7 protein-coding genes are annotated in these 12,402 nt (G+C 73.4%); 3 read left to right on the top strand and 4 right to left on the bottom strand.

Annotation, left to right across the window (positions count from 1 at the left end):
• Nucleotides 1–20: 20 nt before the first annotated feature.
• The 4 genes from hemN to QWZ14_RS21040 form a co-directional block, all read right to left on the bottom strand.
• Complete coding sequence (hemN, locus tag QWZ14_RS21055; RefSeq protein WP_290318832.1) at nucleotides 21–1,367, bottom strand: oxygen-independent coproporphyrinogen III oxidase; 1,347 nt, start codon at nucleotides 1,365–1,367, stop codon at nucleotides 21–23.
• A 44-nt stretch (nucleotides 1,368–1,411) separates the two neighbouring features.
• Nucleotides 1,412–1,651: a cupin domain-containing protein gene (locus QWZ14_RS21050; protein ID WP_290318831.1), complete on the bottom strand. Its 240-nt coding sequence runs from the start codon at nucleotides 1,649–1,651 to the stop codon at nucleotides 1,412–1,414.
• Between the two features lie 92 nt (nucleotides 1,652–1,743).
• A complete protein-coding gene (locus QWZ14_RS21045; RefSeq protein WP_290318830.1) occupies nucleotides 1,744–3,141 on the bottom strand; it encodes an AtzE family amidohydrolase in 1,398 nt (465 codons plus the stop codon).
• Nucleotides 3,138–3,323, bottom strand: a complete 186-nt coding sequence (locus QWZ14_RS21040) for an AtzG-like protein (RefSeq protein ID WP_290318829.1) — start codon at nucleotides 3,321–3,323, stop codon at nucleotides 3,138–3,140. Before QWZ14_RS21040 ends, QWZ14_RS21045 begins: the two co-directional genes overlap by 4 nt.
• A 247-nt stretch (nucleotides 3,324–3,570) precedes the next feature.
• Between QWZ14_RS21040 and QWZ14_RS21035 the strand changes: the two genes are divergently transcribed.
• Genes QWZ14_RS21035 through glgB form a run of 3 tightly spaced genes read left to right on the top strand, consistent with a single transcriptional unit; the run spans nucleotide 3,571 to nucleotide 12,402 of the window.
• Nucleotides 3,571–6,996 (top strand): maltotransferase domain-containing protein, encoded by a 3,426-nt coding sequence (locus QWZ14_RS21035; protein WP_290318828.1) that lies wholly within the window; start codon nucleotides 3,571–3,573, stop codon nucleotides 6,994–6,996.
• A 1-nt stretch (nucleotide 6,997) separates the two neighbouring features.
• Nucleotides 6,998–10,249, top strand: a complete 3,252-nt coding sequence (gene treS, locus QWZ14_RS21030) for a maltose alpha-D-glucosyltransferase (protein ID WP_290318827.1) — start codon at nucleotides 6,998–7,000, stop codon at nucleotides 10,247–10,249.
• On the top strand, nucleotides 10,246–12,402 hold the full coding sequence (gene glgB, locus QWZ14_RS21025; RefSeq protein ID WP_290318826.1) for a 1,4-alpha-glucan branching protein GlgB: 2,157 nt from the start codon (nucleotides 10,246–10,248) through the stop codon (nucleotides 12,400–12,402). Before treS ends, glgB begins: the two co-directional genes overlap by 4 nt.

The raw sequence follows: 12,402 nt of genomic DNA, 5'->3' as shown, positions 1-12,402 counted from the left end.
CCATCCCCGCGCCAGGGCGCCTAGACCGCCAGGCTGTGCCGCCCGCTCCCCTGGCCGAGATAGGCATCGAAGCAGGCGGCGACGTGCCGGGCATGGCGTTCCCCGGCCCGGGTCACCTGCAGCCGGCCCGGCTCCAGCCGCACCACCCCGTCGGCCGCCAGCCGCTCCAGCGCCGGCTGCGCCGCGGCCAGCAGCGGCGGCGGCAGCGCCTCCAGGTCCAGGGCGAAGCCGCACATCACCTGCTCGATGCACCGCCGCCGCAGCCGGTCCTCCTCGGTCAGCAGCCGGCCGCGGCGCACCGGCAATTCGCCCCGCTCCACTGCGGCGACGTAGCGCCGCTCGTCCGGCTCGTTCTGGGCATAGCCGGCCCGGGTGGCGGTGGTGACGGCGCCGATGGCGGAGGCGCCGAGGCCGAGCAGCACCGGCGCGTCATCCGTCGTGTAGCCCTGGAAATTCCGCCGCAGCGTGCCGGCGCGGGCGGCGACCGCCAGCGGGTCCTCCGGCCGGGCATAGTGGTCGAGGCCGATGGCCTGGTAGCCATCCGCCGCCAGCGTCTCCTCCGCCGTCTCGGCCTGGCGCAGCCGCTCCTGGGCGCCGGGCAGCTCCGCCACCTTGATGGCCGCCTGCTGCGGCTTCATCCAGGGCACATGGGCATAGCCGAAGACCGCGATCCGGTCGGCCCGGAGCGCGGTGGCGAAGCGGGCGCTGGCGGCGACATGGGCCCGGGTCTGGCCGGGCAGGCCGTACATCAGGTCGAGGTTGATGGCGCGGATGCCGGCGCCGCGCAGCAGCCCCACCGCCGCGGCGACGCAATCCTCGGGCTGCGGCCGGCCGATGCGCTGCTGCACCGCCGCGGCGATGTCCTGCACCCCGAGCGAGACGCGGGTGACGCCGGCCTCGGCCAGGGCCTCGACGATGGCCGCGTCCAGCAGCCGCGGGTCGAGCTCCACCGCGATCTCGGCCCCGGGGCGGAAGCCGAAGCTGGCGCGCAGCGCGGCGAACAGGGCCCGCAGCCCGGCGGCGCCCAGGGTGCTCGGGGTGCCGCCGCCGAGGTGCAGCGCGGCGACCCCGGCATGCGGCGGCAGCGCCCCGGCCAGCAGCGCCGCCTCCTGGCGCAGCGCCGCGCCGTAGCGGGCGATGCGCCCGGCGTTGCGGGTGACCGCGGTGTGGCAGCCGCAATACCAGCAGAGCGCCTGGCAGAAGGGGATGTGCACATAGAGCGAGAGCCGGTCGTCCGGGGCGATGCCGGCCAGCCAGCCGCGGTACTCCGCCTCCTCCAGGGCGCCGAAATGCGGCGCGGTCGGGTAGCTGGTGTAGCGGGGCAGGTTGGCCAGGCCGTAGCTGGCGGGGATCGTCGTCGCGCTCATGCCGGGATGATGCCGCGGCCGCCGGGCGGCCGCCTTGCGCCGGATCAAGCGGGCGGCAGATGCACCGCCAGCCAGAGGGTGTCCCGCGCCGGATCGGTCCAGGCGACCCGGTGGCGGCAGCGCGCCGGGATCACCGCCCAGTCGCCCGGCGCCAGCGCCCGCTCCGTGCCGTCGGCGAAGGCGAGCCGCGCGGCGCCGGCCAGCAGCAGGACGAATTCATCCCCCGCCTGGTCGTACCACTGCCCCGGCGGATCCGCCTGGGCGCGGGAGGCGATGCGCTCCACCCGGCCGCCGCCGGCCGCGAGCAGGGTGGCGAAGGCCTCGCCGCCGGCGGCCGGGGCAGGGGGGCCTTCGCCGATCCGGCCGAAGCGCGGGCTCAGATGGCGCCCGCGGCGAAATCGGCCGCCGCCGGGGCGGCGCAGATCCCCGCCGCCTCCAGCGCCGCCGCGGCCCGGAAGAGCAGCGCCTCGGTCCAGGGCGCGCCGATCAGCTGCACGCCGATCGGCAGCCGCCCGTCCGCCCGCTGCACCGGCACGGTCACCACCGGCAGGCCGATGCCGCTGACCGGCTGGGTGAAGAGGCCCATGGAGGGCCGCAGCGGCACGGAATGGCCGTCCAGCTCCAGCGTCTCCTGGCCGATCGGCGTCGCCGGCACCGGCGTGGCGGGGGCCAGCAGCACGTCCCACTCCGCCAGCAGCGCCCGCATCTGGTCCCGCGCCAGGGCGCGCACCCGCTGGGCATGGTGCAGCCAGGCGGCCGGGATCAGCGCGCCGGCCAGCAGCCGGTCCTGGATCAGCGGCTCGTACTCCTCGAGCCGGGTCCGCAAGTCCGGCAGGTGCAGCGCCGCGCCCTCGGAGGCGGTGATGACGAAGGCCGCCGAGCGGGTGGCCTCGGCCAAGTCCCATTCGACCGTGCGGCGGGCGCCGAGCCCGGCCGCCACCGCCTCCACCGCGCCGCGCGCCGCGGCCGACTGCATCCGGCCGAACCAGCCGCCGAGCCGCGCCACGCGCAGCCCGCCGAGACCGGCGCCGAGCAGCGGCGTGACCAATTCCGGCGGCCGCGGCGCCTGGTGGCTGTCGGCCGGGTCGATCCCCTGCAGCGCGTCGTAGGCGGCGGCGAGGTCGGCGGTGCCGCGGGCGAAGGGCCCGACGTGGTCCAGCGCATAAACGAAGGGGAAGGCGCCGTGCCGCGACAGCCGGCCATAGGTCGGCTTCACCCCGAAGATGCCGCAGAGCGACGCCGGCACCCGGATGGAGCCGTTGGTATCGGTCCCGAGGCTGAGCGGCACCAGCCCCGCCGCGACCGCCGCGCCCGAGCCGCCGGAGGAGCCCCCGGCGATGCGCCCGAGGTCGTGCGGGTTGCGCGCCGGCCCGTCGTGGCTGTTCTCGGTGGTGAAGCCATAGGCGAACTCGTCCATGTTCAGCGCGCCGAGGCAGACCGCCCCGGCCGCGTCCAGCCGCCGGACCAGGAAGGCGTCCGCGCCGGCGGGGGGCGCGGTGCGGCGGATCCGGCTGCCGGCGAGGGTGGGCAGGCCGGCGAGGTCGAAGAGGTTCTTCGCCGCATAGGGCACGCCGGCCAGCGGTCCCGGGTCCTGCCCGGCCGCGATGCGCGCATCGACGGCATCGGCGCTGGCCAGTGCCCGCGCCTCGAGCACGGCGGTGAAGGCATTCACCGCCGGACCGCGCGCCGCGACGCGGGCCAGCGCCGCCTCGGCGACCGCCCGGGCGGAGGCTTGGCCGCTGCGGACCCGGGCCGCGATGCCGAGGGCGGTCATGGCCGGAACACCGGGGCCGGCTCGTCCGCCGGGGCCAGCGGCACCGCCAGGGCCGGGGCGGCGATCTGCGCCACCAGGGCGAAGGCGGCGGCGACCCGGGCCTGGCGCGCGGCATCCAGCGTCAGCCCGACCAGGGGCGCGGCGGCGGCCACATGGGCGGCGGGATCGATCGGCACGGGCATCGGGGCGGCTCCTTCGGCGGTGGCTGAGAGTGTCATGCCGATTTCATGCCGCCCACCGGGCCGGCTGGGTACAGGGCCCCTGGCCGTCCCGGGGGGGAAGGACACATCACGCCTCACGCATGCGTGAAGGTTTTCGATGCTGACCGATCCATTCCCCCGGCGTTGCGCCGCAAGCATGGAATTGGGGGACCGGATGGCGGAGCGGCGCGGCAGTAAGACGAAACAGGCGAAGCGCGCGGATGCGCCGGTGCCTGAGGTAGCCGCCCCCGCCGCCGCAGCCAGGCCTGCCGCCCCGCCCCCCGCGGCCCGCGCCTCCGGAGCGCCGCCACCGCCCCGGGCCAAGGCCAAGGCGCCGGCCGCCGCGCCGGTGGTGCAGCCGCCGGCGGAGGCCCCAGCCGCGCCCGCCGCCGCCGCGGGCGCGCCGGTGCCGCGCATCTATCTGCTGCATCCGCTGATGGTCGGCCCGCTGCCGGCCTGGGACGCGGCGCTGGAGCGGGTGGCCGGGCTCGGCTTCAATACCGTGCTGCTGCCGCCGCCCTTCGCCCCGGGCGGCACCGGCAACCTCTATCAACTGAGCGACCCGGATGCGCCGCATCCGATCTTCGAGGCCGCGGGCGACAGCCTGGCCCTGCTCGAGACCCTGGCCGGCAAGGCCCGGGCGCAGGGGCTGGAGCTCTATGTCGACCTGGTGCTGGACCGGGTGGCGGCCGATGGCCGCCTGGCCGCCGAGCAGCCCGGCTGGTTCGCTCCGGAACAGGCCGCCGGCCTGCCCGACCCGCGGCGGGAGCCGCCCGACCGCAACACCCGCGCCGCCCGCTGGGACGAGCCGGGCAGCGCCGCCGCGCTGACGCAGTACTGGGCGCCGCGGCTGGCCCGCTTCGCCGCCGCCGGCGTCGCCGGCTTCCGCTGCGACGCGCCGGCCCGGCTGCCGGCCGCGATCTGGCGGCAGCTCATCGAGGCCGCGCCCGGGGCCCGCTTCCTCGCCTGGACCGCCGGCCTGCCCGCCGATGCCCTGCCGGGCCTGGCCGGCGCCGGCTTCGCCGCGGTCTTCGACAGCCTCGCCTGGTGGGATCTGCGGGCGGACTGGCTGGTGGAGGAGGCGGCGCGGCTTGCCAGCCTCGCCCCGGCCATCGCCACGCTGGAGGCGCCCTTCGGCCGCCGGCTTTCGGCGCAGGACCCCGACCCGGCGATCGACCCCGGCCTCGCCGAGGCCTTCGCCCGCCGCCACCTCCGCCTCGCCGCCGGAATCGGCGCCGGGATGCTGGTGCCGATGGGCTTCGAATACGGCAGCCGGCGGCCGCTGGATCCGGCACGGGACAAGCCGGCCGACTGGGACTGGCTGGTCACCCATGCGCCCTACGACCTCTCGGCCGCCATCCGCGGCGCCAATGCGGCGCTGGCTGACCGGCGAATGGGCGCGGCCGAGCTGCGCCCGCTGAGCGGCCCGGGCGCCCCGGTGGTCGCCCTGCTGCGCTGCGAGGGCGGCGATGCCCGCCATGCCCGGGCCGCCACCCTGGTGCTGGCCAATGCCGACCTGCACCGCACCGCGACCGCCGATGCGACCGCGCTGCTGCCGGGCGCCGGCGGGGCCTTCACCCGTTTCACCCCCGCCCTGCCGGATTCCGGCGGCGCCCTGGCGCCCGGCGCCGCGCTGCTGCTGCAGCCCGGCGAGGTGCGCCTGCTCGAGGCCGCGCCGCCGGCGCCGATCCGCCTGGCGGAGCCGGCCGGCGATGCCGGTGCCCGGGCCGCCGCGGCGGCGCCGCGCATCGGGATCGAGGCGATCGACCCGATGGTCGACGACGGCCGCTTCCCGGTGAAGCGGACGGTCGGCGAGATCGTCCAGGTCGGCTGCGACCTGATCTGCGACGGCCACGACAAGCTGGGCGCCGTGCTGCTCTGGCGCGCCGCCGACGAGGATACCTGGCAGGAGCTGCGGCTGCGGCCGCTCGGCAACGACCGCTGGGCCGCCAGCTTCCCGCTGGAGCGGATGGGCCGGTACTTCTTCGCCGTCGAGACCTGGCGCGACGCCTTCGCCACCTTCCGCGACGAGCTGGAGAAGAAGCACAAGGCCAGGGTGCCCATCGCGCTGGAGCTGGAGGAAGGCCGCCAGCTGGTCGCCGGCGCCGGCCCGACGCTGGCCGAGCTGGCCGCCCGCATCGCCGCCGGATCGGAGGAGGAGCGGCTGTCGCTGCTGCTGGCGCCGCAGACCGCCACGCTGATGGCCGCCGCCGACCCGCGCCCCTTCCGCGCCCGCAGCGCCGAGATCCCGGTCGAGGCTGAGCGCACCGGCGCCGGCTTCGCCAGCTGGTACGAGCTGTTTCCCCGCAGCCAGGCGGCCGACCCGGCCAGGCACGGCACCTTCGACGACGTCATCCGCCAGCTGCCGCGGATCCGGCGCATGGGCTTCGACGTGCTGTACTTCCCGCCGATCCACCCGATCGGGCTGAAGAACCGCAAGGGCCGCAACAACAGCCTGACGCCGGGGCCGGACGATCCCGGCAGCCCCTATGCCATCGGCTCCGAGGCGGGCGGCCATGACGCCATCCATCCGGAACTCGGCACGCTCGAGGATTTCCGCCGGCTGGTCGCGGCCGCGGCCGGGCAGGGGCTGGAGCTGGCGCTCGACTTCGCCATCCAGTGCAGCCCGGACCATCCCTGGCTGCGCGAGCACAAGGACTGGTTCGACTGGCGGCCGGACGGCACCATCCGCTACGCCGAGAATCCGCCGAAGAAGTACGAGGACATCGTCAACGTCGACTTCTACAAGCCGGGCGCGGTGCCCGACCTTTGGATCGCGCTGCGGGATGTGGTACGCTTCTGGTGCGAGGAGGGGGTGCGGCTGTTCCGCGTGGATAACCCGCACACCAAGCCCTTCCCCTTCTGGGAATGGCTGATCGCCGAGATCCGTGCCCAGCACCCGGATGCCGTCTTCCTCGCCGAGGCCTTCACCCGGCCGAAGGTGATGTACCGCCTGGCGAAAAGCGGCTTCGGCCAGTCCTATACCTACTTCACCTGGCGCAACGAGAAGGCGGAGATCGAGGAATACCTGACGGAGCTGACCACGACGGCGCCCAAGGATTTCTTCCGGCCGCATTTCTTCGTCAACACGCCTGACATCAACCCGCCCTTCCTGCAGAACTCCGGCCGCCCCGGCTTCCTGATCCGCGCCGCGCTGGCGACCACGCTCTCGGGCCTCTGGGGCATGACCCAGGGCTTCGAGCTCTGCGAGGCCCGCGCCATCCCCGGCAAGGAGGAATTCCTGGATTCCGAGAAGTACCAGCTGCGCGCCTGGCCCGATCGGGCCCCGGGCGACATCGTCGAGGAGATCACCCGCCTGAACGCCATCCGTCGCGCCAACCCCGCCCTGCAGAGCCACCTGGGCCTTGCCTTCCACAACGCCTCCAACGATCAGGTGCTCTGGTACCGCAAGGAAAGCCCGGACCGCAGCAACGTCCTGCTGGTCGCGGTCAGCCTGGACCCCAGGGCGGCGCAGGCCGCGACGGTCGAGCTGCCCTTGTGGGAATGGGATTTGCCCGACAGCGGGGCGCTGGAGGCCGAGGACCTGATGCGCGGCAGCCGCTTCACCTGGCAGGGCAAGACCCAGCAGATCCGGCTCGACCCGGCGGAGCTGCCCTTCGGCATCTGGCGCGTGCGCCCGGCGGGGAGGCACTGACATGACCCTTCCGCAGGATCCCCACTGGTACCGCGACGCGGTCATCTACCAGCTCCACATCAAGAGCTTCTTCGACGCGAACGACGACGGCGTCGGCGACTTCGCCGGCCTGCTGCAGAAGCTCGACTACATCGCCGAGCTCGGCGTCGACACGCTGTGGCTGCTGCCCTTCTACCCGAGCCCGCTGCGCGACGACGGCTACGACATCGCCGAGTACCGCGCGGTGAACGCCAGCTACGGCTCGCTGCACGACGCCAAGCGCTTCGTGCGGGAGGCCCATGCGCGGGGGCTCCGGGTCATCACCGAACTGGTCATCAACCACACCAGCGACCAGCATCCCTGGTTCAAGCGCGCCCGCGCGGCCAAGCCCGGCTCGGCCGCCCGCGACTACTACGTCTGGTCGGACACCGACCAGAAGTACCAGGACACCCGGGTCATCTTCGTCGACACCGAGAAGTCCAACTGGACCTGGGACCCCGAGGCCAAGGCCTATTTCTGGCACCGCTTCTACAGCCACCAGCCCGACCTGAACTTCGACAACCCGCGGGTGATCGCGGAAGTGCTCGGGGTGATGAAGTTCTGGCTCGACATCGGCGTCGACGGCCTGCGCCTCGACGCCGTGCCCTACCTGGTCGAGCGTGACGGCACCAACAACGAGAACCTCGACGAGACCCATGCGGTCCTGAAGACCATCCGCGCCAAGGTGGACCAGTCCTTCCCCGGCAAGATGCTGCTCGCCGAGGCCAACCAGTGGCCGGAGGACACCCAGCAGTACTTCGGCCAGGGCGACGAATGCCACATGGCCTTCCACTTCCCGCTGATGCCGCGGATGTACATGGGCATCGCCCAGGAAGACCGCTTCCCCATCACCGACATCCTGCGCCAGACCCCGGACATCCCCGAGGGCTGCCAGTGGGCGGTGTTCCTGCGCAACCACGACGAGCTGACGCTCGAGATGGTGACCGACAAGGAACGCGACTACCTCTGGTCCACCTATGCCGCCGACAAGCGCGCCCGCATCAACCTCGGCATCCGCCGCCGCCTGGCGCCGCTGCTGCAGCGCGACCGCCGGCGGATCGAGCTGATGAACGGCCTGCTGCTGTCGATGCCGGGCACCCCGGTGATCTACTACGGCGACGAGATCGGCATGGGGGACAACATCTTCCTGCGCGACCGCGACGGCGTCCGCACCCCGATGCAGTGGTCGCCCGACCGCAACGGGGGCTTCAGCAAGGCCGACCCGGCGGCGCTGGTGCTGCCGACCCTGCAGGACCCGATGTACGGCTTCCAGGCCGTGAACGTCGAGGTGCAGGCGCGCGACCCGCATTCGCTGCTAAACTGGATGCGGCGGATGCTGGCGGTGCGCAAGCGCAGCCGGGCCTTCGGCCGCGGCGCCATGAAGCTGCTCTATCCGGCCAACCGCAAGGTGCTCGCCTACCTGCGCGAGCATGACGACGACACCATCCTCTGCGTCTTCAACCTGTCGCGCTCGGCCCAGGCGGTGGAGCTCGACCTCTCGGCCTGTGCCGGCCGGGTGCCGATCGAGATGCTCGGCGGCACCAGCTTCCCCCCGGTGGGCCAGCTGCCCTACCTGCTGACCCTGCCTCCCTATGGTTTCTACTGGTTCGTGCTGGCGACCGAGAAGGCCCTGCCGCCCTGGCATGCGCCCTCGCCGGAGCCGCTGCCCGACCTGCGCACCCTGGTGCTGAAGGCCGACGTGAAAGAACTTCTCGGAGCGGCCGTGCGCCGCGAACTCGAACAGCTGGTGCTGCCGGAATACCTGCCGAAGCGGCGCTGGTTCGCCTCCAAGGGGGAGAAGATCGAGGCGCTGCGCATCGGCGCCATCGCCACCCTGCCCGAGGCCAAGGGCGCCGTCGTCATGGCCGAGGTGGAGGTGCAGCTCGCCGGCCGCACCGAGCGCTACGCCCTGCCGCTGGCCGGCGTGGAGGATGCCGAGGGCATCGGCCCGCTGTCCTCGCAGCTCGCCCTGGCGCGGCTGCGCCAGGTCCGCCGCGTCGGCTTCCTGACCGATGCCTTCGCCGACGACCGCATGCCGCCCGCCGTGCTGCATGCGCTCCAGGCCGGCGCGACGCTGCCGACCGAGGACGGCGAGATCCGCTTCGTCGCCACCTCGCGCCTCGGCGAGGTCGCCTTGCCCGAGGCGCCGGAGATCCGCCGCCTCTCGGCCGAGCAGTCCAACTCCTCGCTCATCTACGGCGAGCAGGTGGTGCTGAAGATCATCCGCCGCATCAACCCCGGCATCCACCCGGAAGCCGAGGTGACGCGATACCTCACCGAGGCGGGCTTCGCCAACATCGCGCCGCTGCTCGGCGAGGTGGTGCGCGTCGCCGCCGACGGCACGCCCTTCACCCTGATGCTGGCCCAGGCCTTCGTCCGCAACCAGGGCGACGGCTGGGGCTGGACCCAGGACTGGCTGCAACGCGCGGTCGACGAGGCGGTGCTGGCCGAGGACGCGGCGGAGGATGCCTTCGCCGGCTATCTCGCCTTCGCCAGCGCGCTCGGGCAGCGGCTCGCCGAGCTGCATGCCGCGCTGGCCCGGCCGACCGACAACGCCGACTTCGCGCCCGAGGTGGCGACCGAGGCCGACCGCCTCGCCTGGGCCAAGGGCGCGCTGGAACAGCTCGAGCCGGCGCTCGACCTGCTCGCGGCACGCAAGGACCTGCCGGAGGATATCGCACCGCTGGCGGCACGGCTGCTGGCCAAGCGCGATGCCCTGCGCGATGCGGCGCATCGCCTGGCGCTCTCGGCCGATGGCGCCTTGAAGACCCGCGTGCATGGCGACTTCCACCTGGGCCAAGTGCTGGTCGCCCAGGGCGATGCCGTCATCGTCGACTTCGAGGGCGAGCCGGCGCGGTCGCTCGACGAACGCCGCGCCAAGGGCAGCCCCCTGCGTGACGTCGCCGGGCTGCTGCGGAGCCTCGACTATGCCGCCGCCGTGGCGGTGGCGACCGAGGCCTCCGGTGCCGCGACCGCGGCGCCGACGGAACGCCGTGCCGGGCTGATCCAGCGCTGGCAGCGCGAAGCCTCCGCGGCCTTCCTCGAGGCCTATCGCGTGGTCGAGACCGCCGCCGAGAACGCCTGGGTGCCCGCGGGTGCCGAGGCGGCGCTGCTCGACCTCTTCCTGCTGGAGAAGGCGGGCTACGAGATCCGCTACGAGGCGGCCAACCGTCCCGCCTGGATCGGAATCCCCCTGCGCGGCCTCGCCGCCCTCGCTGATCGGATTGCGCCATGATCGACGGCATGGAAGCCCTCGTCGCCGGGCAGCACGGCGACCCCTTCGCCATCCTCGGCCCGCATGGCGGGGAGATCCGCACCCTGCAGCCCGGCGCCCGCGCCGTGACGGTGCTGGCGCGCGACAGCGGCGAGGTGATCGGCGGGCTGGAGCAGATCCACAGCGGCGGGCTCTTCGCCGGGCGGGTCTCGCGCCAGGTGCCCTATCGCCTGCGCATCGACTGGCCCGGCTCGGTGCAGGAGACGGAGGATCCCTACAGCTTCGGCCTGCTGCTCGGCCCGCTCGACCTGCATCTCTTCGCCGAGGGCCGGCACTTCGAGCTGGCCAAGGTCTTCGGGGCGCAGGCCATGGCGGTCGACGGCGTCGCCGGCGTGCGCTTCGCCCTCTGGGCGCCGAATGCGCGGCGGGTCTCGGTGGTCGGCGGCTTCAACAACTGGGACGGCCGCCGCCACCCGATGCGGGCGCGGCGCGAGGCCGGCGTCTGGGAGCTGTTCATCCCCGGCCTGCGCCCGGGGATGGCCTACAAGTACGAGCTGGTCGGCCCCGACGGCGGCACGCTGCCGCTGAAGGCGGACCCCCTGGCGCTGGCCACCGAGCTGCCGCCCGCGACCGCCTCCCGCATCGCCGACCCCACGCCCTTCCCCTGGAGCGACGAGGCCTGGATGGCCGGGCGCGTCGCCCGGCATGCGCCGGATGCGCCGATGTCCATCTACGAGGTGCATGCGGGGTCCTGGTGGCGGGATGCGACCGGCGAGGCGCCGGACTGGGACCGCCTGGCGGACCGGCTGATCCCCTACGTGCAGGGCCTGGGCTTCACCCATCTCGAATTCATGCCGATCATGGAGCATCCCTTCGGCGGCTCCTGGGGCTACCAGCCGCTCGGCCAGTTCGCGCCGAGCGCCCGCTTCGGCTCGCCGGCCGGCTTCGCCCGCTTCGTCGACCGGGCGCATGCCGCCGGCATCGGCGTCATCCTCGACTGGGTGCCGGCGCATTTCCCGACCGACGCGCACGGGCTCTACCGCTTCGACGGCACCGCGCTCTACGAGCATGCCGACCCGCGGGAGGGCTTCCACCTCGACTGGAACACCGCCATCTACAACTTCGGCCGCAACGAGGTGCGCGGCTTCCTGCTGGCCGGCGCCATGTTCTGGCTGGAGCATTTCCACGTCGACGGGCTGCGGGTCGATGCCGTCGCCTCGATGCTCTACCGCGACTACTCCCGCCCGGCCGGCGAGTGGATCCCGAACCGCTACGGCGGCCGGGAGAACCTCGAGGCCGTCGCCTTCCTGAAGGAGCTGAACACCGTCGTCGGGGAACGCTGCCCGGGGGCGATGGTGGTGGCGGAGGAGAGCACCGCCTGGCCCGGCGTCACCCGGCCCGTGCCCGAGGGGGGCCTCGGCTTCTCCTACAAGTGGAACATGGGCTGGATGCACGACACCCTGGCCTATATCGAGCAGGATCCCATCCACCGCCAGTACCACCACGGCCAGCTCACCTTCGGCCTGGTCTATGCCTGGAGCGAGCAGTTCGTCCTGCCGCTCAGCCATGACGAGGTGGTCTATGGCAAGGGCTCGCTGCTCGGGAAGATGCCCGGCGACGACTGGCAGAAATACGCCAACCTGCGGGCCTACCTCGCCTTCATGTGGAGCCATCCCGGCCGCAAGCTGGTCTTCATGGGCATCGAGATCGCCCAGCCGGAGGAATGGAACCACGACGGGACGGTGTCCTGGGCGCTGCTCGACGATCCGCGCCACCGCGGCATGCAGCAGCTGGTGCACGACCTGAACGGCGCCTACCGCGGCATCCCGGCGCTGCACCGGGGCGATGCCACGCCGGAGGGCTTCCAGTGGGTGGTCGGCGACGACAGCGCCCGCAGCGTCTTCGCCTACCTGCGCTTCGGCGGGCCGGGGGATGCGCCGGCGCTGGTGGTCTGCAACCTCACCCCGATGCCGCGGCCGGGCTACCGGATCGGCGTTCCCAACGGCGGCGCCTGGCACGAAGTCGTGAACTCCGATGGGGCGGCCTACGGTGGAACAAACAGCGGGAACGGTGGTTCGGTAGCGGCTGACGCGATTGCGAGCCATGGCTTCGCGCAGAGCCTCTCGCTGCTGCTGCCACCGCTTGCGGTGCTGATCCTCACGCCACAAGGGTAA

This window comes from Paeniroseomonas aquatica (assembly GCF_030409335.1).
Lineage (GTDB): Bacteria > Pseudomonadota > Alphaproteobacteria > Acetobacterales > Acetobacteraceae > Belnapia > Belnapia aquatica.
This window is presented reverse-complemented; position numbering and strand designations above follow the sequence as displayed.

Bases quoted from the DNA above. Each gene is read 5' to 3' on its own strand.
- glgB (WP_290318826.1), top strand. From the start codon at position 10,246: ATGATCGACGGCATGGAAGCCCTCGTCGCCGGGCAGCACGGCGACCCC.
- treS (WP_290318827.1), top strand. From the start codon at position 6,998: ATGACCCTTCCGCAGGATCCCCACTGGTACCGCGACGCGGTCATCTAC.
- QWZ14_RS21040 (WP_290318829.1), bottom strand. From the start codon at position 3,323: ATGCCCGTGCCGATCGATCCCGCCGCCCATGTGGCCGCCGCCGCGCCC.
- hemN (WP_290318832.1), bottom strand. From the start codon at position 1,367: ATGAGCGCGACGACGATCCCCGCCAGCTACGGCCTGGCCAACCTGCCC.
- QWZ14_RS21045 (WP_290318830.1), bottom strand. From the start codon at position 3,141: ATGACCGCCCTCGGCATCGCGGCCCGGGTCCGCAGCGGCCAAGCCTCC.